Origin of the sequence: Micromonospora sp. DT63 (assembly GCF_049841615.1) — a bacterium.
Taxonomy (GTDB): domain Bacteria; phylum Actinomycetota; class Actinomycetes; order Mycobacteriales; family Micromonosporaceae; genus Micromonospora.
On record NZ_JBNCKQ010000013.1, the window covers coordinates 72,955 to 94,663 of the forward strand.

Consider the following 21,709-nt stretch of genomic DNA (forward strand, 5'->3'; position numbering starts at 1 on the left):
CGCGCCGCGGTGTTTGGGGTGTGGCGGGGGGGGGGGGGGGGGGGGGGGGGGGGGGGGGCCCCCCCCCCCCCCCCCCCCCACGGCCGGTGCCGAAACGCTCCGGCGGGACGACCTCGGGCTGCCGCCGTGACCCCGCCTCAGGCCGAGGCGGCGGCCACCGCCGTCCGGGCGACGAGCGCGCGTCGCAGGTCGTCGTCCGCGTCGGTGACCACCCGGCGCAGGCCCGGGGTCAGGTCGTCGCGGGCCAGCAGCGCCACGGCCGCCTCCCGCGTCGGCTGCGCCACGGCGTAGCGGGGAAACGCCAGCTTGGCCACCAGATCGGCCATCCAGCCGGTACGCCGACTCGTGGCGGCCGGCATCTCCGTGAAGTACCGCTCGACGTACGCGGCGGTCAGGTCGGCCTGCTCGGGCTGCCAGAACCCCTCGGCCGTCGCCTCCAGCAGCCGGTTGGACAGCCCGGTGTCGCCCACGATGATCTCCCATGCCGCCTGCTTCGCCGCCGGGTCACCCACTGCGGCCCGGCAGCGGGCTGCCCGTTCCGCGCCGGTGGCGCTGACGTCGGCGGCCGCCTCGGCGGCGATCTCCGGCTCCCCCGCCGCGCCCAGCACCACGAGCCGGCGCAGCACTGCCCACCGCAGCTCGGCGTCGACCTTCAGCCCCGCCGGGACGTCCCGGCCGGCGAGCCAACCGACGAGCAGGTCCGCGTCGGTGGTCGCGGCGATCCAGCCCCGCGCGGCGGCGAGCTGCAACGACTCCCCCGGCGCCGCGCCGTCCAGCAACTGGCGGCACGCCTCGGCGACGCGGGCCAGCGCCGTCGAACGGGCCAGCGGGTCGAGGTAGCGGTCCACCAGGGACCGGCTGAGGGTCAGCACGTCCTCCGCGATGATCACCTCGGTCTCGGCGGGCAGGGCCTCGACCATCAGGTCGACCAGGCCGCCGACCGGCCGTTCCCCGTCGGTCACCGCGTCCAGTGCCTCGCCCCAGAGCACCGCCCGGGTGAGCGGGTCGGTCAGGCGCGGCAGGAGCAGCGCGACGGCGTCCGCCGACGCCGGGTCGAGGCGCACCTTGGCGTAGGTGAGGTCACCGTCGTTGAGCAGCAGCACCTGGGCCGCCGGCTCGCCGGCCAGCTCGTCGAGCACGGTCCGGCCACCGTCGACGGCCGGGTCGAGATCCACCTCGGTACGCCGCACCGTGCCGTCCGCCGCGTACCGGCCCACGCCGATGCGGTGCGGACGCAGCACCGGATGCGACTCGGGCGCGGTCTGCACCACGGCGACCTCGGTGTAGCGGCCGTCGGCGTCGACGGATACCTCGGCGCGCAGCGTGTTGACCTGCGGCTGACGCAGCCACAACTCGGCCCAACCGGACAGGTCCCGGCCGCTGGCCGCGCTCAGGCTGGCCAGCAGGTCGGCGAGGGTGGCGTTGCCGAAGCGGTGCGCCGCGAAGTGCGCGTTCAGGCCGGCGAGGAACGCCTCGTCGCCGAGCCACGCCACGAGCTGCCGCAGCACGGAGGCGCCCTTGGCGTACGAGATGCCGTCGAAGTTGAGCAGACCCTCGTCGGCGTCGGCCACCTCCTGCGGGGCAACCGGGTGGGTGGAGGGTCGCTGGTCGGCCGCGTACCCCCAGGCCTTGCGGCGCATGGCGAACGTGGTCCACGACTGCCCGAAGCGGGTCGCCTCGGCGGTGACCCGGGTGCCCAGGTACTCCGCGAACGACTCGTTGAGCCACAGGTCGTCCCACCAGCGCATGGTGACCAGGTCACCGAACCACATGTGGGCCATCTCGTGGGCGATCGTGGTGGCCCGGAGCTCGCGCTGGGTGTCGGTGACCGCCGAGCGGAACACGTAGTCGTCGCGGAAGGTGACGATGCCCGGATTCTCCATCGCGCCGGCGTTGAACTCGGGGACGAACGCCTGGTCGTACTTGCCGAACGGGTAGCGCTCGGCGAAGAGCTGGTGGAACCGGTCCAGGCACTGCCGGGTGACGGTGAAGATCTCCTCGGCGTCGGCGTCGAGGTGCTCGGCGAGCGACCGTCGACAGTAGAGGCCCAGCGGCACGCCGTCGTGCTCGGCCCGCCGCACGTGGTACGGCCCGGCGATCAGCGAGAAGAAGTACGTGGACAGCGGCGCGCTCGGGGCGAACTCCCAGCGCCCCGGGGCCGGATTGGCGGCCACCTCGGCGTTGCTGGAGACGGTCCACTCCGGCGGCGCGGTGACCGCGAGGGTGAACGACGCCTTGAGGTCGGGCTGGTCGAACGCCGCGAAGATGCGCTGGACGTTGTCCAGGAACGTCACCGCGTAGAGGTAGGTCTCCCCGTCGGCCGGGTCGACGAAGCGGTGCATCCCCTCGCCGGTGTTGGAGTACGCCATCTCCGCCTCGACGACGAGGGTGTTGGTGGCGGCGAGGTCATCCAACGGCAGCCGGTTGTCGGTCAACGTGCCGGGGTCGACGTCGCGGTCGTTGAGGCGTACGGCCAGGAGGTTGGCGGGCTTGACCTCGGCGAAGGTGTCGCTGCCGGGGGTCGCCCGGAACTGGATCTCGACGCGGGAGCGGAACAGCTCCCCGTCGCCGGTCAGGTCGAGGTCCACCTGATAGGACTCGACAGTAATCGCCGCGCCACGCGCGGTCGCCTCTACACGGGTCAGGCTCGGCATCCGCTTATCCTGCCCGATGGGGATCGGCACGCGATCCCCAGACGGCCCCCGCACTGGAGGAAAGAACCATGGCGCAGCACCCCAAGGGCGACTTCGACCTCTCCCGGGCCGTCTGGCAACGGGCCGAGGGGGACACCTCGGAGAGCGCCGTCGAGGTCGCGTTCGTCGACGATCTGATCGGGATGCGCAACTCCGCCGAGCCGGAGGGCCCGGTGCTCGTCTTCACCCAGGCCGAGTGGGACGCCTTCGTCGCCGGTGCGCAGGACGGCGAGTTCGACCTGGACTGATCGCCCGGCGGTCGCGGGTGGCGTGGATCGACCGCCACCCGCGACGCCAGGTCAGGCGTCACCGTCGCCCCAGCCGAGACCGCCGGGACCCGGCGCGTGGTGGAAGCCGGGATGCTCGGCGACATCGACGCAGCGCTCCCCGTCCGGGCCGACCGCCCCACAGAACAGCCGCTCGGCACGGTGCCACGCGTCGGCCGGCGACAGGGCCGCCGCGCCGAGGGCCACCTCCGGACGAAGCAGGCTCAGCGCCTCCGCGTACGTCACCGCCTGCTCGCGGGCGTCGGCCGCGTCCGGCGCGGTGAACCCCAGGTGCACGGTGAAGAACCGGCGCGGTCTCCTCGGCCGGCCGGGCGGGCCGATGAGTGGACGCAGGGCACGATCCGCGCCCGTCGCCGCGACCGCCCGCCGTTGCCGCCAGTGCGGCGACCTGTTGTCGTGCATCTCGCCCTCCCCGTGGTCGTGGCCATCGGCCCACCGAGGACCGGACCGGCTGCCCGGTGCTGCCGGCGCACGGCGGCCCCACCAGCCAGCAAACCAGGTTCCGCCGCCCGTGGGAGGGGCCAGCCAACGCGCTGTCGCCGCGGGGATTCAGCGGCGGCGACACGGGTAGACGCAGCGCGACGGCGACGCCGGCCACCGCCCGCACCCGAGGAGACCCCGATGGCGACCATGCCGGCCGACCGCACGCCGGACAGCACCCTCGCGCTGCTGCGCTCCGGCTACCGGTTCATCGGTGAGCGCTGCGAGCGGTACGGCAGCGACGTCTTCCAGGCCCGGATCCTGCTCGAACCGACCATCTGCCTGCGGGGGCGGCCGGCGGCGATGCTGTTCTACGACAGCGAACGCTTCCAGCGGGACAGCGCGATGCCCCTGCGGGTGCAGCGGACGCTCACCGGTCGGGGTGGCGTGCAGGGGTTGGACGGATCGGCGCACTCCGACCGCAAGGCCATGTTCATGTCGATCATGACGCCGGCGGCCATCCAGCGCCTCGGGCAGCTCTTCGACGACGAGTGGCGGGCGCGGATCCCCGCGTGGGAGGCGGCCGGGCCGGTGCCGCTCTACGACGAGCTGGGCCGCCTGCTGACCCGGGCGGTCTGCGCGTGGGCCGGGGTGCCGCTGGCCAGCTCGCAGGTCAACCGACGCGCGGTCGAACTGCACGCCATGATCGAGGGCCCGGCGGTCGTCGGCCCCCGGCACTGGCGGGGCCTCTTCGCCCGTCGTCGCGCCGAGCGCTGGATCGGAGACCTCGTCGAACGGGCCCGCACGGGCATCCACCCGGCGCCCGTCGGCAGCCCGTTGGAGATCGTGTCCGAGCACCGCGACGCGAGCGGGGCGCTGCTCCCCCGCCGCATCGCCGCCGTCGAACTGCTCAACCTGCTGCGCCCGGTGGTCGCCGTGGACCGGTACATCGTCTTCGCCGCGCTCGCCCTGCGCGACCATCCCGGCTGGCGGGAGCGGGTCGACGGCGACGACGAGGCCACCGAGCAGTTCGTCCAGGAGGTACGTCGCTACTACCCGTTCTTTCCGATGGCCGCCGCCCGGGTCCGGCGCTCGTTCGACTGGGAGGGCCACCACTTCCCACGCGGACGCCGGGTGCTGCTCGACCTCTACGGCACCAACCACCACCCGGCGATCTGGCCCGAGCCGGAGCTGTTCCGTCCCGAGCGGTTCGCCGGCCGCCGGGTGGACCCGTTCGAACTGGTCCCGCAGGGCGGGGGCGACTACACCGCCGGGCACCGCTGCGCCGGCGAGTGGATCACCATCGACCTCATGAAGCGGGCGGTCACCCACCTGACCGGCGGCATGCGCTACGAGGTCCCGCCGCAGGACCTGACCCTGGACCTGCGGCGCATGCCCGCGCTGCCGCCCAGCGGACTGACCCTCACCAACGTCCGCCGCGCCTGAGGGCGTCCCGCCACGCCTGTCGCGGACCGCCTGTCCAGGAGGCACCGATGTCCTTGGGGGCCCACGGTGACGCCGCCCGGCGGGCCGGGCGCGACAACACCGGCACGACGCCGACCACCCGGGCGCCGACCGTCCTGCCGATGTCATACGTGCTGCCGCTGCGCTGGCGCACCGACAGCGGTCTGGACGAGCTGACCGGCTACCTGCGCCGGCTGAGCGGCCTCGTCGAGGTGATCGCCGTCGACGGCTCGCCTCCGGAACTCTTCGCGCGGCACGCGGCGGCCTGGCAGGGGCTGCTCCGACACCTTCCGCCCGATCCCGCCGGGCGGGGGCTCAACGGCAAGGTGGTCGGGGTGCACACCGGCGTCGACGCGGCACACCACGAACACGTGGTGATCGCCGACGACGACGTCCGGTACGACGAGGCCGGGCTGCGGGCCGTGCACCGGCTGCTGGGCCGGGTCGACCTGGTCCGGCCGCAGAACTACTTCGACCCCCTGCCCTGGCACGCCTGGTGGGACACCGGGCGGACGCTGCTCAACCGGGCGCTCGGAAACGACTACCCCGGCACCCTCGCGGTGCGCCGCAGCACGTTCCGCGCCATGGGCGGGTACGACCCGGACGTGCTCTTCGAGAACCTGGAGCTGATCCGTACCGTGCGCGCGTACGGCGGGGTCGAGGCCGCGCCGCCGGGGCTGTACGTACGCCGACTACCGCCGGACGCGACGCACTTTCGTGGCCAGCGGGTCCGCCAGGCGTACGACGACCTGGCTCAGCCGGCCCGCCTGCTGACCGCGCTCGCGGTCCTGCCGGCGCTGGCCGCGGCGGTCGCGTCCCGCCGGCCCCGACTGCTGCTCGGCACGGCGGTAGCTGTCGTCGCCGTGGCCGAGGTGGGCCGCCGACGCGCCGACGGCGGGATCGTGTTCCCACCGAGCACCTCGCTGGCCGCCCCACTCTGGCTGCTCGAACGGGGCATCTGCAGCTGGCTGGCGCTCGCCCAGCGCGTCCTTCACGGCGGGGTCCGCTACGGCGACCGCAGAATCCGCCGACCAGCCCGCCCGCACCACCACGTCACCGCGATCTTGCACTTTCTGCTCGGACAAAAGCCTCGCTAGACACCAGAACGGCGACAGAAAGTGCAAGATCGCGGAGAACGCGGCGACGGCTCACCGCCACCGGAGTGGCCGTGAGCCGTCGTCGACGCCCGTGGGCTCAGGAACTGACCTGCTGGCGGGCCTGCTGGGCCTGGTCCTTGACGTCCTGGGCGGCCGACCGGCCGTCGTCCTTGACCGCGTGCACGGCGTCCTGGGCGGTGGACCGCACCGACTCGGCGGCGTGCTGGGCCGGCTCGCGCAGCTCGTCCTTGAGCTCGCTGGCCACCTCGCCCAGCTTCTCCTTCACGGCGCCGCTGTGCTCGCTGACCTTGTCCTTGACCTGGGCGGCGGCCTGCTGCTCCCGGCGGGAGGCCGGGATCAGCGAGGAGGCCAGCCAGCCGACCCCGAAGGCGATCAGGCCGGCCGCGAGGGGGTTGCCCTGCGACTTCTGCCGGATCACCCGGGGCGCGCTGTGGGCGGCGTCGCTGACGCTGGAGGCCGCCGAGGAGGCGCGGTCACCCACCGAGTGGGCGGCGTGGCCGGTGCCGTGGCCGAGGTCAGACGCGGTTCCCATGACCTTGTCCCTCACATTCTGCAGCGCGGAACGGGCCCGCTGCTTGCGGTCGTCGACGATGCGGCTCGGGCTGACCTTGTACGCCAGCGCGTCCACATCGGAGCTGAGGCTGTTGCGGGTGGCTTCGATCTCCCGGCGGATCTGGTCGGGGTCGGTGCTCATCGGGTGACTCCCTCCGGGTGGGGCTTGAGCGCGTCGGGGATCCGCTGCACGCTGTCGTTGGTCTGCTTGAGCCCGCGTACGTGCTGGGCGTTCTTCTTGGCCATCGAGTAGAGGACCGCGGCGACCACGGCCCAGATGACGGCCACGATCAGCGCGGCCAGGCCGGAGTCCATGACATTGTCCAGGAACTGCCACACGGCGATGGAGACGAACAACGCCACCATGTAGCCGCCGAAGCCGGCGCCGCCGAAGAGGCCCGCGGCCTTGCCGGCCTTCTTGCCCTCCTGGCGAATCTCGGCCTTGGCCAGCTCGACCTCCTGACGCATCAGCGTCGACAGGTCGGTGGTGACCTGGCGCATCAGGTCACCGAGCGAGCTGCCCTTCACGTCCGCCGCGGTGTGCGGGGCACCCGCCTCGGGGTGGTAACCGGAGTCCAGGCCGGACCCCTGCGTCGGCATGGTCATGCCGTCGCCTCCCTTCGGATGACTCGGCGCCTCACGGGCGGGGGCTGCCGCTGGACGGCACGCCCGGCAGCGGGTCGGTCTGGGTCACCGGCGGCAGCGGCTGACCGGTGCTGGCCGGCTCGGTGTAGCCGTCCTGGCGGGTCGGGTCGCTGTAGCCGCCCGGCGCGGGGTCGTTGTAGCCGCCGGAGGTCGGCTCGGTGTACGTGCCGGGGGTCGGGTCGAGGTAGCCGCCCGCCGGGGTGGTGTCCGCGGCCGTCCGGGGTGCCGGCGGCGGCGTGGGGATCACCGCGGTCTGCTCCGGGTCGTACGCCCCGTTGCCGCGGTAGCCCGCCGAGCCGGTGCCGGAGTGGTCACCGGAGTCGGAGATGCTGCGGGTCAGGCGCCCGGCAAGCACGCCGAGCACCGCCGCGCCGACCAGGAAGGTGCCCGGGTTGCGCCGCGCGTAGTCGCGTACCTCGGTGATCAGGTCGCCGGGCTCGCGCTCCTCCAGCCAGCCGGCCACACCGTGCACCCGGTCGGCGGCCTGGCGGGCCAGCTCGCTCACCGGGCCGGCCTGGCCACCCTGCTCGGCCATCGTGCGCATCTCGTCGGCGATCGACCGCAGTCCGCCGGCGGCCCGGCGCTGCTGCTCACCGGTCTGGCTGGCGAGCTGAGTGCGGGCCTCGCCGTAGAGGTTGCGGGCCTGCCGGGCGGCCTCGCGGCCGACCTCGGCGCCCTGCTCCTTCGCGGTCTGGGCGACCGCGCCACCGGCGTGCGCCGCCTCGGACCCGACGTGGCGGGCCTGCTCGCGGACGCCGCCGCCGTTGGTGGACTCGTGCCCGTACGTGGAAGACGTGGGTGACACTTCGTAAGTCATGATTTCCCTTCCGCTCGGAAAGTCGTCGCGGTTGTGCTGGGGGGATGCGGCCGTGACGCCGTGGCCGCTGACAACTCACCTACCCTGCGTTTGCGCTTCCATACCTGTTCGTGCATTTCTCTGCGCGGCCGGCGGGATCGACTTCAAAATGGAGGATCGTCGGGCTGCGTCACGTCGCCGCTGCGGACAGCGAGGTTCGCGGTACCGGCAGATCCACGAAGAGGGGGCAGGGATGGCACGAGACGCGCGAGGTGGCCGACCTGCCGCCCCCCGGCCCCGGGTGCAGGTGGTCGCGCTGGTCGTGGCCGGGGTCTTCCTGCTGATCGGAATCCTCGGCTTCATCCCCGGCATCACCACCGACTACGGCGAGCTGACCTTCGCCGGGCACCACTCGGACGCCAAGCTGCTCGGACTGTTCCAGGTGTCGATCCTGCACAACGCGCTGCACCTGCTGTTCGGGCTTGCGGGTCTGGTGCTGGCCCGCAGCATCGCCGGCGCCCGGCTCTTCCTGGCCGGCGGCGGCGCGATCTACCTGGCCCTCTGGCTGTACGGCCTGGCGATCGAGGCGGTCGACCCCGAGGCCACCGCGAACATCCTGCCGGTCAACGACGCCGACAACTGGCTGCACCTCGCCCTCGGCTTCGGCATGCTCGCGCTCGGGCTGCTGCTGTCCAACCAGGTGGGCACCGGTGGGCGCCTGGACAGCCCGATCGACCGGCCCTGACCTGCCGATTCACGTGTTTGACGGCGACGGCGGCGTGGGTAGGTGACCGCCTGAGAATCCGTGGAAGGGGTCGATGATGCCTCGCTGGATACGCGACAACGCGCTGACCGCCGCCATGCTGGGCGCGTTTGGAGTCTTCCTGGTCCTGCAGAGCGTCTTCGGCTGGCAGACCCACAATGAGGAGCTCACCGAGTTCGGCGCCGCCCCGCTGAGCTGGCCGGCGTACCTGGCCAGCGGCCACTTCGCCGAGGCGGTCTTCGAGAACTGGGAGTCGGAGTTCCTCCAGATGGGCGGGTACGTGCTGCTCACCGCGTACCTGGTGCAGCGGGGCTCGGCCGAGTCCAAGCCGGTGGACCAGACCGACCGGCCGGAGGACGACGAGCGCCGGGCCACCGCCCGGTCACCGTGGCCGGTACGCGCCGGCGGCCTTCCGCTGGTGGTCTACCGCAACAGCCTCTCCCTCGCGCTGCTGCTGATCTTCGCCGGCTCGTTCGTTGGGCACCTGCTCGGCGGCACCGCCGCCTACAACGAGGAGCAGGCGTTGCAGAGCGGAGCGCCGCCGATCAGCGCGTGGGACTTCTTCGGCACCAGCGACTTCTGGTTCCAGTCCATGCAGAACTGGCAGAGCGAGTTCCTGGCGGTCGGCGCCCTGATCCTGCTGAGCATCGTCCTGCGGCAGCACGCGTCGCCGGAGTCGAAGCCGGTCACCGTCGCGCACGCCGAGACCGGCGCCTGACCGACCCGTCGCGCAGGACCGGCCCGCCGTGGCCGGCGGGACCGGCCGCCGTCAGGCCGCGACCGGGAGCCGCTTGGCGAAACAGACGCTGTACGGGTTGCCGACGTACTCCCCGTACACCGGGACCGGTTCGTAGCCGCACGAGGTGTACAGCCCGATCGCCGCCGGCAGGTACGTGCCGGTCTCCAGGCAGACCACCGTGTGCCCCTGCCGGAACGCGCACTCCTCCAACGCGGCGAGCAGTTGGCGGGCGATGCCCCGGCCCCGGTACGCCGGCCGGACGTACATCCGCTTGACCTCGCCGGTGACGGCGTCGAGCGACTGGAGCCCGCCGCAGGCGACCGCCCTACCGTGCATCACCGCCGCCAGGTAGCGGATGTCGTCGTGGGTGACGGTGGCCTGGCCGTCCAGCCCGCCGTCGGCCTCGCGCAGCTCACGCTGCTGGGCGACGACCAGGGTGGCGATCTCGGGATCGGTGGCGGGCCGCGACTCGATCAGCATCACCCCACGCTAGGAGGGGCGGATTTCGCGGAGGTTTCCGGCAGTCGTCCCGATCACGGAGAGCAACGGGCTACTCGGCGTCGTCCTCGTCCTCGATGTCCTCGACGTCGTCGTCGGACGAGTCCGCGCCGACCTCGTCCGCCGAGCGCACCCGGCGGGCCTTGCGCGCGGCGAGCCGCTCGGCCGCCGAGGCCCGGTTCGACTTCTCCTCCAGGCGGACGTCGGTGCCCCGGTTGCCGGGCACGAACTCCACACCCGCGTACAGCGTCGGCTGCCAGTCGAACTCGCGCTCGCCGATCCGGACCAGGTCACCGGGCTGGGCGCCGGCCTTGGCGAGCTTGTCCTCCACGCCGAGCCGGGCCAGCCGGTCGGCGAGGTAGCCGACGGCCTCGTCGTTGTCGAAGTTGGTCTGCTTGACCCACCGCTCCGGGCGTACGCCCCGGACGGTGAACGAGCCGTCAACCTCGGCCGTGATGGTGAAGCCGTCGTCGTCCACGGCCATCGGCCGGATCACGATCCGGGTCGGCTCGGCCGGCGGAGCGGCCTTGCGCTCCGCCTCGACCAGCTCGGCCATCGCGTACGTCAGCTCCTTGAGCCCTTCGCGGGTGGCCGCGGAGACCTCGAACACGCGGTAACCGCGCTCCTCCAGGTCCGGGCGGACGATCTCGGCGAGGTCCCGGCCGTCCGGCACGTCGACCTTGTTCACGGCCACCAGCCGTGGACGGTCGGTCAGGCCGCCGTACTGGCTCAGCTCGGCCTCGATGGCGTCGATGTCGGCGACCGGGTCGCGGCCGGGCTCCAGGGTCGCCGAGTCGATGACGTGCACCAGCACCGCGCAGCGCTCGATGTGCCGCAGGAACTCCAGACCCAGGCCCTTGCCGGTGGCCGCGCCCGGGATCAGGCCCGGCACGTCGGCGACGGTGAAGGTGTGGTTGTCCATCCGGACCACACCGAGGTTGGGCACGAGGGTGGTGAACGGGTAGTCGGCGATCTTCGGCTTCGCGGCGGAGATCACCGAGATCAGCGACGACTTACCTGCCGACGGGAAGCCCACCAGGCCCACGTCGGCGACGCTCTTCAGCTCCAGCACGATGTCCAGCTGGTCGCCGGGCTCGCCCAGCTCGGCGAAGCCGGGCGCCTTGCGCTTGGCGTTGGCCAGCGACGCGTTGCCGCGCCCGCCGCGGCCGCCCCGGGCCACCTCGAAGGTGGTGCCGGCGCCGACCATGTCGGCCAGCACGGTGCCGTCGGTGGTCTGGACCACAGTGCCGTTGGGCACCTTCAGCACCAGGTTGTGGCCGTTGGCCCCGTCCCGGTTCGACCCGGCGCCGCCCTTGCCGTTGTCGGCCTTGACGTGCGGGTGGAAATGGAAGTCGAGCAGCGTGGTCACCTGCGGGTCGACCACCAGCGACACGCTGCCGCCGTGCCCGCCGTTGCCGCCGTCCGGCCCGCCGAAGGGCTTGAACTTCTCGCGGTGGATCGAGACACAACCGTGCCCACCATCGCCGGCCTGCAGATGCAGGACGACCCGGTCAACGAACGTCGCCACGGCGTCAATCCTTCCAGCGAGGGTCGACCCCGCACTTGAAAAAGCGAAGCGGGCCGGGACCCGGAGGTCCGCGGCCCGCCCAGCGAAGAGAACTACTGCTGCGGAACGATGCTGACGGTCTTGCGACCGCGCTTCGTGCCGAACAGGACCGCACCGGCCGACAGCGCGAACAGCGTGTCGTCGCCGCCACGGCCGACCAGGTCACCGGGGTGGAACTTGGTGCCACGCTGCCGGATGAGGATCTCACCGGCGCTGACGACCTGACCACCGAAGCGCTTCACGCCAAGTCGCTGGGCCGCGGAGTCACGACCGTTACGCGAGCTGGACGCACCCTTTTTGTGAGCCATTGGAGGACGACCTACTTCCCGCTGGAGATGCCGGTCACCTTGACCTGGGTCAACGGCTGGCGGTGACCCTGGCGCTTGTGGTAGCCGGTCTTGTTCTTGAACTTGTGGATCCGGATCTTCGGGCCCTTGGTGTGCGCGGCGATCTCGCCGGACACCGCGACCTCGGCAAGCTTCGCCGCGTCGGTCACCAGGTCGTCACCGTCGACGAGGAGCACCGCGGTGAGCTTCACCGCGTCACCGGGGGCACCGGTGAGCTTCTCGACCTCGATCACGTCGCCCTCGGCGACCTTGTACTGCTTGCCGCCGGTCTTGACGATCGCGTACATCGGAGGCGGACTCCCTGTCGTTGAGGCTGCTGGCGGTCGTCCCCGCGGCGGCTCGCCGGGTAGCAGTGCACGGCGGCGCGGGCACACGGGAACTCGGCACACCAAAGGTGGGCCGCAGGCAAGAGTACGCCATCGCCGGCCCGGACCCCAAACCGGCCCGCCCTGGTCAGCGGGCGCAGAGCTGGTCGAGGCGCTGCTGGAGCCGGTCCAGCTCGGTCTCGTCGATCGACTCGACGTCCACGCCGAGTGCGGCGACCTCCGTACCGAGGTCGCTGAGCAGCGTCTTGAGCTGCGGATCGGTGGACCGCGCCGACTGCTCGCGCAGTGCGGCCCGCCAGCCGGCCAGCGCCGTCTGCGCCCTCGTGCGGGCCGCATCGGCGGTGGCGGTGTCCCCCGCACCAACGGCCGCGACCATCCGGCCCAGCTCCGCCACGTACTCCCGGACGGCGGTGGCGCCGGCCTGCTGCGCCTCGGCGCAGACCTGCGGGTTGCCGGCCGCGGCACCGCCACCTCCCGGCGTACCTGTCGACCCGCCGGGAGCGCCCCCGGACCCGGCAGCCGGGCCGGAAGCCCCGGCGGTCGCGCCGGTCGGGCCCGCATCGACCGACCGGTCGGCGGAGCAGCCGGCCCCGAGGGCGAGCACGGCTACCAGCACGGTGACGGCGAGCAGGCGACGCATCTTCTTCTCCTGACCGGGGCCGACCACTCCCGGCCCGGGGTGACCGGAGGCGGCGAGGTCCCCTCCCCGTCAATATGCCGGGAAAGGGACCTCGTCAAACACCGGGCCGGTCAGGACCGTCAGGGGCGGGTCCGCCGGCGGGCGCCGCCCCGGCGGGAGCGGCGACGCCCCGCGCCACCGGCCTCCTCGTCGGTGTCACCGTCGGCGACCGCGTCCGGGTCGTCCGCGGCGGCCAGCCGGGCCGACTCGCCCTGCTGGCTGTCGGACACCGCCGGCGCCGCCTCGGTCTCCGCCTCGTAGCGGGACAGGTCGTACCCCATGGTGTCCTGGTAGTCGGCGTCCGGTTCGGCGCTGGTGTCGGTGTCGACGACCTCGACCACCGCGCGCTCGGCCGGGGCGCTCTTGCGCGCCCGGCGGCGCGACGACGCGGTGCCGGCCTCGACGGCCGGAGTGGCCGGCGCGGCCGGCGCCGACGAGGCGACCGCCTTGACCTTCTCCGCGGTCCCGCCGGTACGCGGCTTCTCCGGCACCGGCTCGGTGTGGATGATGACGCCCCGACCCTTGCAGCACTCGCAGGTCTCGCTGAACGCCTCCAGCAGGCCCGCGCCGATCCGCTTACGGGTCATCTGCACCAGGCCGAGCGAGGTGATCTCGGTGACCTGGTGCTTGGTGCGGTCCCGGCCCAGGCACTCGGTGAGCCGGCGCAGCACCAGCTCCCGGTTCGACTCCAGCACCATGTCGATGAAGTCGATCACCACGATGCCGCCGATGTCGCGCAACCGGAGCTGGCGGACGATCTCCTCCGCCGCCTCCAGGTTGTTGCGGGTGACCGTCTCCTCCAGGTTGCCGCCGGAGCCGGTGTACTTGCCGGTGTTGACGTCGACGACCGTCATGGCCTCGGTCTTGTCGATCACCAGCGAGCCGCCGGAGGGCAGGAACACCTTGCGGTCCAGGCCCTTGATGATCTGCTCGTCGATCCGGTACTCGGCGAACACGTCGCTCGTGCCGACGTGCCGGCGCACCCGGTCGACCAGATCCGGAGAGACGTGCGACAGGTACGACTCGACCATGCCGTACGACTGCTCACCCTCGATGACCAGCTCGCGGAAGTCCTCGTTGAACAGGTCCCGGACCACCCGGATGACCAGGTCGGGCTCCTCGTAGAGCAGCACCGGGGCACCGCCCTCGGCGGCCTTGGCCTGGATGTCCTCCCACTGCGCCTGGAGCCGCTTGACGTCGCGGGCCAGCTCGTCCTCGCTGGCGCCCTCGGCGGCGGTACGGACGATCACGCCGGCGCCGTCCGGGACGAGCTTCTTGAGCACGTCGCGCAGCCGCTTGCGCTCGGTGTCCGGCAGCTTGCGGCTGATCCCGGACGCGTTGCCGTTGGGCACGTAGACCAGGTGCCGGCCGGAGAGGGCGATGTGGCTGGTCAGCCGCGCGCCCTTGTGCCCGATCGGGTCCTTGGTGACCTGGACCAGCACCGAGTCGCCGGAGCGCAGCGCCTGCTCGATCGAGCGGGCACGCCCCTCCAGCCCGGAGGTGTCCCAGTTGACCTCACCGGCGTACAGCACCGCGTTGCGGCCCCGGCCGACGTCGACGAACGCCGCCTCCATGCTGGGCAGCACGTTCTGCACCTTGCCCAGGTAGACGTTGCCGGCCATGGTGCCGGAGGAGTTGCGGGTGACGTAGTGCTCGACCAGCACACCGTCCTCCAGGACGGCGATCTGGGTGCGGTCACCCCGCTGGCGGACCGCCATGACCCGGTCGACCGCCTCCCGGCGGGCCAGGAACTCCGACTCGCTGAGGATCGGCGGCCGCGTACGCCGCTGCTCCCGGCCGTCCCGGCGACGCTGGCGCTTGGCCTCCAGCCGGGTCGAGCCGGACACGCCCTGGACCTCGTCGACAGTGCGACGCGGCTCGCGGATCTTGACCACGGTGGGCACGCCGTCGTCGGCGGCGCCCTCGGTGTCACCGGCGCCGCGACGGCGGCGACGACGGCGACGACGGGTCAGCCCGTCCCCGCCCTCGGACTCCTCGTCCTCGTCACCCTCGGCCTCGGCGGTCTCCTCCTCGTCGGCCTGCGCCGCCTCGTCGGACTCCTCGTCCTCGGCGTCGTCGGCGCCGCCCTTGCCCCGGCCCCGACCGCGGCGGCCACGCCGACGGCGACGACGCGCGGCAGCGCTGTCCTCGTCGTCCTCATCCACCTCGGTGGCCTCGTCGGCCTCCTCGGTCGGCTCCTCCTCGGCCTCGACGGCCTCGACCGGCTCCACCGGCTCGACGTCGCGGCGACCGCGCCGCCGTCGGCGGGACGGCTCGGCCTCGACGGCCGGCTCCTCGGCCACCGGAGCGGGCTCCGCCGGCCGGGTCACCGGCACGGCGTCCGGCTGGGGTGCCATGAACAGCACTGTGGGTGCGGAGAGCGCAGCCCGCCGACGGCGGGTCCGCGGCTGCTCGGGCTCGATCACCTCGGCGGGCTCGATCGGCTCATCCGCCACGTTCGCCACGCCGACACCGGGCGCCACCTCGCCGGAGCGCTCCCGCCCGGCACCGAACGCCTGCTCGGCGACGGGTCCGGCCGGCGGGGTCTGCGCCTCGTTCAGCTCGGCTTCCGCCTCCCGCAGGTCGGACTCCGCAGGCGTCTCCGCAGTGTCCTCCTCGACGGCGGGCTCCACGGCCTCGGTGGCGGGCTCCACGGCAGGAGGCTCCTCGACGGCGGCGGGCTCCTCGACGGCCGGCGGCTCCTCGACGGCGGGCGTTGCCTTCTTGCGCCGGGTGCGGGTCACCTTGACCGGAGGTACGACCTCGGGAGAGGCCAGCTCCGCGCTGGCAGCGACCAGCGGCTCCTCGGCGGTCGTCTCGACGGGGGCGGCCTTGCGCCGGCGTCGGGGGGTCTTCGGGGCGACGTCCAGGTCACCGGAGATCGGGGCGAAGACCTCCGCCTGCGGCGACTCGACGGCGCCGGTCCCGCCGGCGGACGCCTCGACGGGCGCCTCGGCCTGCTCCGGCTGGTTGAGCGGGGCGGCCCGACGCCGGGTGGCCCGCGCCCGCCGGGGCGGTGCGGCAGGTTCGGCGCTCTGGGCGCCCGCCTGCTCCACGCTGGCTGCGCCGTCGGTGGTGGTGCTCTGGTCAGCGGTGTCCCCGGCCGGCTGTGAACCGGTCCGTTCGCCGCCCTCGGGCTCGTTCTCGAGCATGGACGTTCTCCAGTTCTGGCTGCCCCGGGCGCGGGTGAGCGCTGCCACGCAGGGTCGCCGCAAAAGTGTTTCCGCCGGGCGCGCGTGGTGCGCGACCGCCGAAGTCTGCCTGCAAGAGCGCTGACCGTCGGTCAGTGCCCAACGATGGCTGCCCCGCCGCGGTCCGCATCCAACGGATCCACGATCGCACCCTGCGCGGTCAGCGTGCCCTGAGCCAGCCGGGTCACCCTCGGCGAGACCGGCGGCTCCAGGTCGGCCACCACGCGGAGGCCGGAAAGGACGTCATCGGGCCGTACGGACGGGGTGACCTGCCGCACGACCAGTTCGAGTATCGCACACGGTACGGCCGGCGCCCCGGAAGGCGTCTGCGTCGGGGAGAGGACATCGATGGACATGACCGCCGCGCGGGCGTCGAAGGTACGTCGCCCCTGCTTGGTCATCCGCTCGACCAGCACCTCGTCGGCGGCGGTGAAGGCGTCCACGGCGGCGCGCAGTGTCTCCGTGTCGACCTCGGGCAGCTCGATGTGCCAGTGCGACGCCTCGATGCGGTCCGCCAGGCTGCCACCGTCGGCGATCACCACCTCCAGCACGTCCAGCCCGGGTGAGAGCGCGGCGTCGAGCGCGGCGCGCAGCGCCTCCGGCTCGACCGGCGCCTGGAGGCCGATCTCCAGGTACTCCGCCTCGCTCGCCACCCCGGTGGGCGCGGCACTGGCGTAGGAGATCTTCGGGTGCGGGGTGAAGCCCTGGGAGAACGCGATCGGTACGGCGGCACGGCGCAACGCACGCTCGAACGCCCGGGCGAAGTCCCGGTGCGAGGTGAACCGCAGCGGCCCGCGCTTGGCGTACCGGATGCGGGCGCGCTGAACGACCGGCGCCTGCCCACCCTCCGGCTGGTTTTTCTTACTGATCGTCTCGCTCCTCGGAACTCAGCACCGGTTGATCATGAAGTTATTGTCGGCGACACGCTGTGTTCCGAGCAACAACTTCATGATCGACGCGGGCGACGGGCGGGGCCGGGAGGGCCGGGGTCAGGGCGTGGGGGTTTTCAGGCCCTTGATCGGCGTCAGGGGCAGGAGCTTCTTGCCGGTGGGGCCGATCTGGATCTCGGTGTCCATCGAGGGACAGACGCCGCAGTCGAAGCACGGGGTCCACCGGCAGTCGTCCTGCTCGAACTCGCTCAGCGAATCCTGCCAGTCCTGCCAGAGCCAGTCCTTGTCCAGGCCCGAGTCCAGGTGGTCCCAGGGAAGGACCTCCAGCCCGTCGCGCTGGCGGGTGGTGTACCAGTCGAGATCCACCCCGAACGCCGGCAGCGTCTCGGCCGCCGCCTGCACCCAGCGCTGGTAGGAGAAGTGCTCGCTCCACCCGTCGAACCGGCCGCCGTTCTCCCAGACCTTGCGGATCACCGAGCCGACCCGACGGTCACCCCGGGAGAGCAGGCCCTCGATCAGCGACGGCTCGCCGTCGTGGTAGCGGTAGCCGATGGCCCGGCCCAGCGAGCGGTCCGAGTTGATCGCCTGCTTGAGGATCTTGAGCCGGTGGTCGATGACCTCGGGGCGCTCCATGGCGGCCCACTGGAACGGGGTGTGCGGCTTCGGCACGAACCCGCCGATGGAGACCGTGCAGCGGATGTCCTTCGAGCCCGTCGCGGCCCGACCGGCCTTGATCACCTCGTGGGCCATCTCGGCGATCTCGAGGACGTCCTCGTCGGTCTCGGTGGGCAGGCCGCACATGAAGTAGAGCTTCACCTGGCGCCAACCGTTGCTGTACGCGGTGACGACCGTCCGGATCAGGTCTTCCTTCGACACCATCTTGTTGATGACCTTGCGGATCCGCTCCGACCCGCCCTCCGGGGCGAAGGTGAGACCGGTGCGCCGCCCGTTGCGGGACAACTCCTGCGCGAGGTCGATGTTGAAGGCGTCCACCCGGGTCGACGGCAGCGACAGCGAGACGTTGGTGCCCGCGTACTGCTCGGCCAGGCCCGAGCACATGTCGCCGATCTCCGAGTGGTCCGCCGAGGAGAGCGACAGCAGGCCGACCTCGGAGAAGCCGGAGAACTCCAGGCCCTCGCGGACCATCTGCCCGACCGTGGTGATCGACCGCTCCCGCACCGGGCGGGTGATCATGCCAGCCTGGCAGAACCGGCAGCCCCGGGTGCAGCCCCGGAAGATCTCCACCGCGTACCGCTCGTGCACCGTCTCGGCGAGCGGGACGAGGGGCTTCTTCGGGTACGGCCAGGCGTCCAGATCCATCGTCGTGCGCTTGTGCACCCGGAACGGCACGTCCGCCCGGTTCGGCACGACCCGTTGGATCCGCCCGTCGGGGAGGTAGTCGACGTCGTAGAAGCGCGGCACGTACACGCTCTCGGTGCGGGCCAGCCGCAGCAGCAGCTCGTCGCGGCCACCCGGGGAGCCCTCGGCCTTCCACTCCCGGACGATCGCGGTGATCTCCAGGACGGCCTCCTCGCCGTCGCCGAGCACTGCGGCGTCGATGAAGTCGGCGATCGGCTCCGGGTTGAAGGCGGCGTGCCCACCGGCCACGATCACCGGGTCGGCGTCGGTGCGGTCGGCGGCCAGCATCGGGATGCCGGCCAGGTCGATCGCGGTGAGCATGTTGGTGTAGCCCAGCTCGGTGGAGAAGGAGATGCCGAAGACGTCGAAATCGCGCACCGGCCGGTGGGCGTCGACGGTGAACTGCGGCACGCCGTGCGTGCGCATCAGGTTCTCCAGGTCGGGCCAGACCGCGTACGTCCGCTCGGCGAGGGTGTCGGGCAACTCGTTGAGCACCTCGTAGAGGATCTGCACACCCTGGTTGGGCAGGCCCACCTCGTACGCGTCGGGGTACATGAGCGCCCAGCGGACCGTCGCCGCGTCCCAGTCCTTGACCACCGCGCCCAGTTCACCGCCGACGTACTGGATGGGCTTGGAGACCTGAGGGAGCAGCGGCTCGAGCCGGGGCCAGACGGAATTGGTCGCGGCCGCGCGCGGCGTCGTGGACGGGGCACTCATGATGCCCAAGGGTACGCGCCCGCCCGTCGGTGACCGCGCGCACGCCACGATGCCGCCCGACAACCTCCTGCACGCGCTCCGCCGCGATGCCCGCGCGGCGGTGGTGGCGACGCGGTACTAACCTCGGACCGGCGCGAGAGGAGATTGCCGCGATGCCGGAGCCCCAGCCGGGAGCACGGCCGGCCGACGGGCGCACCCCGGGCCCGGAGCCGGACGACGCTCCGGCGGTCGCCGACGAGTCGACCTCCCCACCCGTACCGCCGGACCACCCCGCCGGCCCCGACCAGTCGGAACCCACGGCCCAGGAACCCACGGCCCAGCCGGAGCCGACGGCCCAGGAGCCCGCAGCCCGGAAGCCGGCGGCCCAGCCCGAACCGACGGCCCAGGAGCCGGCGGCCCAGCCGGAGCCCACGGCCCAGGAGCCCGCGGCCCCCGCCGCGTCCGCGGACTCCCCCGCACCCCGGTGGAGTGGGTCCGCGCCGGTCCCTCCCCCGCTGCCGCGCAGGCGTGCCTGGGGTGAGTCGGCCGAGCCGACCCCGCCGCCGCCCCTGCCCGAGCAGCCACCCGAGCACCGCACCCCGGTCGACCCGTGGGCCGGGGTGGACACCGGTGGCTGGGACCTGCCCTCCGCCGAACTGCCCCCGCTGCCCCCGACGTTGGACTACCCGGCGCCCCCGTCGACCCGGCAGTGGTCCGGGCCGCCCGCACCGCCGGTGGGGACGCACCCGGTGTCGCCGCCACCCGCCCACCCGACGTCGCCCGCCTACCCGGCGCCACCCACCTACCCGACGCCACCAGCTCACTCGGCGCCGCCCGCCGCCCGGCCGACCCTGCCGGCGCAGCCCGGCACGGCCCGGCCCACCGCGCCGGTGCGACCCGCAAGGGTGCCGAAGCAGCGGCGGGGACGGCGGTCGGCCACGCCACCGCCGGTGACGCCACCACCTGGCTGGGAAGCCCCGAAGGGGTACGTGCCGGTCCCGGTCCGCCGCCGGCGTCGCTGGCCGTGGCTGCTGCTGCTCACCCTGGCCTGCTGCTGCGGATGTCCCGCCTACTACGGCCTACCGATCTCGTCCCAGTACCCCGCCCGCGCCGCGCTGCCCGAGCAGGTCGCCGATCTGAGCCTGCGTCAGGACGACGGCAGCGCCGCGACCTCCCGACAGCTGGAGAACGAGGTACGCCAGGAGAACTGGCTGGCCGAGGACACCTTCGCCGGCGTCTACGCCACGGGGGACGGCAAGCGGGTGACGGTCTTCGGCGGCACCGGCTTCCGGTTGACCCCGGAGGCGGACGCGGACGCGGAGATCACCCGGCTCAGTGAGCGCTACGCGCTGGAGGCGCCGGAGACGGTGCGGACCGGCGTACGAGGTCGGCACGAACGGTGTGCGATCGGCCGGCCGGCCGACGGCGACGTGGTGGTGTGCACCTCTGTCGACCACGGCAGCATCGCCACCGGGGTGTTCACCCGGCTCTCGATCTCCGACAGCGCGGCTCTGCTGGACACCCTGCGCGGCCAGATCGTCCAGCCCGAGCGGGGCTGAGCCCCGCCCGCACGCTGCCTGGCATGCTGGCCCGCCGTGTGCCGGCGTGCTGGCCCGCCGCGTGCTGGCGTGCCGCCGCGCTGGCCCGCCGTGCGCCGCCGGCGTGTTGGTTACTGGGTGCTTGCATGACGCTGCGTCACGCCGCAGGTGGACGACAGGGCGAGCAATGCAGATACCTGTGAGTCATAAATATGACTCACAGGTATATCGCCTCCGACCGGATTGCCCGCCAGCTCGGCGGCCGAGGCCAGCGGGCCCGACAGCAGCAGCCGGGAAACCCCAGCCCCGCCAGCAACACCCCCGACGAACGGCAGCGCCGACAGGCGGCAGCCCGGGTCAGGCGTCGCGGGTCGGGTCCGGGTGGGCGCGCGGCGGGGCGTAGCGCGGGACGTACTCCTGGCCGGTGAGCTTCTGGATCTCGCTCATCAGCTCGTCGGTCATCTGGCGCAGCGAGGTGCGGTCGTCCGGGCGACCGGTGAAGTCCAGCGGCTTGCCGAACCGGACGGTGATCTTGGCGGTGCCGGGACGGGGCACCCGGGCGCCGATCGGCTGGGCCTTGTCCGTGCCGATCGTGCCGACCGGGATGATCGGCACACCGGCGGAGATCGCCAGCCGGGCCGCTCCGGTCCGCCCCCGGTAGAGCTTGCCGTCCGGTGAGCGGGTGCCCTCCGGATAGACCACCACCAGGTCACCACCCTGCAACGCCGGGATGGCGGCGTCGAACGCGGACAGCGCGGCCCGCCCACCGGCCCGCTCGACCGGGATCGCGCCCAGACCGGTGAGGACGAACTTCGAGAACGCGCCCTTCACGCCGGTGCCCTTGAAGTACTCCGACTTGGCCCAGAACGCCAGGTGCCGGGGCACCACAGTGCCGAGGAACAGCTCGTCGGCCACCGAGAGATGGTTGCCGGCGAAGATCGCGCCGCCGGTTTCCGGCACGTGTTCCAGCCCCTCCACGGTCGGGCGGAACGCCAACCGCAGCGTGGGCGCCACGGTGAGCTTGCCGATGGTGTAGAGCAGGGGCACTGGTCCTCCGGCAGATGAGGTGCGAGCAGGCGGTGTCACGGTAGCGGACGCCTCCACACCTCCCGGACGGAGGTGGGGAGGCGTCCGCACCCGC

General features: G+C 72.8%; 20 protein-coding genes. 6 read left to right on the forward strand and 14 right to left on the reverse strand.

From position 1 onward, the window contains the following. Positions 1 to 137 precede the first annotated feature (137 nt). Positions 138 to 2,654, reverse strand: a complete 2,517-nt coding sequence (pepN, locus tag ACLQ27_RS31015) for an aminopeptidase N (RefSeq protein WP_425870072.1) — start codon at positions 2,652 to 2,654, stop codon at positions 138 to 140. 68 nt (positions 2,655 to 2,722) lie between these two features. Between pepN and ACLQ27_RS31020 the strand changes: the two genes are divergently transcribed. Beyond that, positions 2,723 to 2,941, forward strand: coding sequence for a DUF397 domain-containing protein (locus ACLQ27_RS31020; RefSeq protein WP_007464035.1), 219 nt, complete (start codon positions 2,723 to 2,725; stop codon positions 2,939 to 2,941). 51 nt (positions 2,942 to 2,992) lie between these two features. Here the strand turns inward: ACLQ27_RS31020 and ACLQ27_RS31025 are convergent, their stop codons facing one another. After that, on the reverse strand, positions 2,993 to 3,382 hold the full coding sequence (locus ACLQ27_RS31025) for a hypothetical protein (RefSeq protein WP_357498318.1): 390 nt from the start codon (positions 3,380 to 3,382) through the stop codon (positions 2,993 to 2,995). Between the two features lie 219 nt (positions 3,383 to 3,601). Here ACLQ27_RS31025 and ACLQ27_RS31030 point away from each other — a divergent pair, with 219 nt between their 5' ends. Both ACLQ27_RS31030 and ACLQ27_RS31035 read left to right on the forward strand, forming a co-directional pair. After that, the gene (locus ACLQ27_RS31030; RefSeq protein ID WP_425870075.1) at positions 3,602 to 4,846 is read left to right on the forward strand and encodes a cytochrome P450; all 1,245 of its coding nucleotides are present in this window, start codon (positions 3,602 to 3,604) and stop codon (positions 4,844 to 4,846) included. A 47-nt stretch (positions 4,847 to 4,893) separates the two neighbouring features. After that, complete coding sequence (locus ACLQ27_RS31035; protein ID WP_425870077.1) at positions 4,894 to 5,961, forward strand: glycosyltransferase; 1,068 nt, start codon at positions 4,894 to 4,896, stop codon at positions 5,959 to 5,961. Positions 5,962 to 6,058: 97 nt separating this feature from the next. On the opposite strand, the gene ACLQ27_RS31040 is transcribed toward ACLQ27_RS31035, so the two are convergent. Genes ACLQ27_RS31040 through ACLQ27_RS31050 form a run of 3 tightly spaced genes read right to left on the reverse strand, consistent with a single transcriptional unit; the run spans position 6,059 to position 7,996 of the window. Then, positions 6,059 to 6,676 carry a DUF3618 domain-containing protein gene (locus tag ACLQ27_RS31040; protein ID WP_425870079.1) on the reverse strand — a complete coding sequence of 206 codons (618 nt, stop codon included), beginning with the start codon at positions 6,674 to 6,676 and terminating at the stop codon, positions 6,059 to 6,061. After that, positions 6,673 to 7,140: a phage holin family protein gene (locus ACLQ27_RS31045; RefSeq protein WP_425870081.1), complete on the reverse strand. Its 468-nt coding sequence runs from the start codon at positions 7,138 to 7,140 to the stop codon at positions 6,673 to 6,675. Before ACLQ27_RS31045 ends, ACLQ27_RS31040 begins: the two co-directional genes overlap by 4 nt. Before the next feature lie 31 nt (positions 7,141 to 7,171). Next, a complete protein-coding gene (locus ACLQ27_RS31050; protein ID WP_425870083.1) occupies positions 7,172 to 7,996 on the reverse strand; it encodes a hypothetical protein in 825 nt (274 codons plus the stop codon). Between the two features lie 232 nt (positions 7,997 to 8,228). Between ACLQ27_RS31050 and ACLQ27_RS31055 the strand changes: the two genes are divergently transcribed. Together ACLQ27_RS31055 and ACLQ27_RS31060 are read left to right on the forward strand one after the other, a co-directional pair. Next, positions 8,229 to 8,720 carry a DUF4383 domain-containing protein gene (locus ACLQ27_RS31055; RefSeq protein ID WP_357498308.1) on the forward strand — a complete coding sequence of 164 codons (492 nt, stop codon included), beginning with the start codon at positions 8,229 to 8,231 and terminating at the stop codon, positions 8,718 to 8,720. Between the two features lie 76 nt (positions 8,721 to 8,796). Then, positions 8,797 to 9,456: a DUF6766 family protein gene (locus ACLQ27_RS31060; RefSeq protein WP_357498306.1), complete on the forward strand. Its 660-nt coding sequence runs from the start codon at positions 8,797 to 8,799 to the stop codon at positions 9,454 to 9,456. Positions 9,457 to 9,507: 51 nt separating this feature from the next. Here the strand turns inward: ACLQ27_RS31060 and ACLQ27_RS31065 are convergent, their stop codons facing one another. From ACLQ27_RS31065 to ACLQ27_RS31100, 8 genes are all read right to left on the reverse strand, one after another. Further along, entirely contained in the window at positions 9,508 to 9,957 is a 450-nt protein-coding gene (locus tag ACLQ27_RS31065) for a GNAT family N-acetyltransferase (RefSeq protein WP_425870085.1), read from the reverse strand. A 70-nt stretch (positions 9,958 to 10,027) separates the two neighbouring features. Beyond that, positions 10,028 to 11,503, reverse strand: a complete 1,476-nt coding sequence (gene obgE / locus ACLQ27_RS31070) for a GTPase ObgE (protein WP_425870087.1) — start codon at positions 11,501 to 11,503, stop codon at positions 10,028 to 10,030. A gap of 92 nt (positions 11,504 to 11,595) precedes the next feature. Continuing rightward, positions 11,596 to 11,850, reverse strand: coding sequence for a 50S ribosomal protein L27 (rpmA, locus tag ACLQ27_RS31075; RefSeq protein WP_074313740.1), 255 nt, complete (start codon positions 11,848 to 11,850; stop codon positions 11,596 to 11,598). 11 nt (positions 11,851 to 11,861) lie between these two features. Further along, positions 11,862 to 12,176, reverse strand: a complete 315-nt coding sequence (gene rplU / locus ACLQ27_RS31080; protein ID WP_007464063.1) for a 50S ribosomal protein L21 — start codon at positions 12,174 to 12,176, stop codon at positions 11,862 to 11,864. Positions 12,177 to 12,342: 166 nt separating this feature from the next. Continuing rightward, positions 12,343 to 12,855: a hypothetical protein gene (locus ACLQ27_RS31085; RefSeq protein WP_357498300.1), complete on the reverse strand. Its 513-nt coding sequence runs from the start codon at positions 12,853 to 12,855 to the stop codon at positions 12,343 to 12,345. A 119-nt stretch (positions 12,856 to 12,974) separates the two neighbouring features. Beyond that, complete coding sequence (locus ACLQ27_RS31090) at positions 12,975 to 16,046, reverse strand: Rne/Rng family ribonuclease (RefSeq protein WP_425870089.1); 3,072 nt, start codon at positions 16,044 to 16,046, stop codon at positions 12,975 to 12,977. A 131-nt stretch (positions 16,047 to 16,177) separates the two neighbouring features. Further along, positions 16,178 to 16,897, reverse strand: a complete 720-nt coding sequence (locus tag ACLQ27_RS31095) for a TIGR03936 family radical SAM-associated protein (RefSeq protein ID WP_308195382.1) — start codon at positions 16,895 to 16,897, stop codon at positions 16,178 to 16,180. Positions 16,898 to 17,074: 177 nt separating this feature from the next. Then, on the reverse strand, positions 17,075 to 19,051 hold the full coding sequence (locus ACLQ27_RS31100) for a TIGR03960 family B12-binding radical SAM protein (RefSeq protein ID WP_357498296.1): 1,977 nt from the start codon (positions 19,049 to 19,051) through the stop codon (positions 17,075 to 17,077). A gap of 152 nt (positions 19,052 to 19,203) precedes the next feature. On the opposite strand from ACLQ27_RS31100, the gene ACLQ27_RS31105 reads away from it, so the two are divergent. Then, on the forward strand, positions 19,204 to 20,589 hold the full coding sequence (locus ACLQ27_RS31105; RefSeq protein WP_425870091.1) for a hypothetical protein: 1,386 nt from the start codon (positions 19,204 to 19,206) through the stop codon (positions 20,587 to 20,589). A gap of 336 nt (positions 20,590 to 20,925) precedes the next feature. Here ACLQ27_RS31105 and ACLQ27_RS31110 read toward each other — a convergent pair whose 3' ends face one another. Beyond that, positions 20,926 to 21,615 carry a lysophospholipid acyltransferase family protein gene (locus ACLQ27_RS31110; protein ID WP_234586837.1) on the reverse strand — a complete coding sequence of 230 codons (690 nt, stop codon included), beginning with the start codon at positions 21,613 to 21,615 and terminating at the stop codon, positions 20,926 to 20,928. Positions 21,616 to 21,709: the final 94 nt, after the last annotated feature.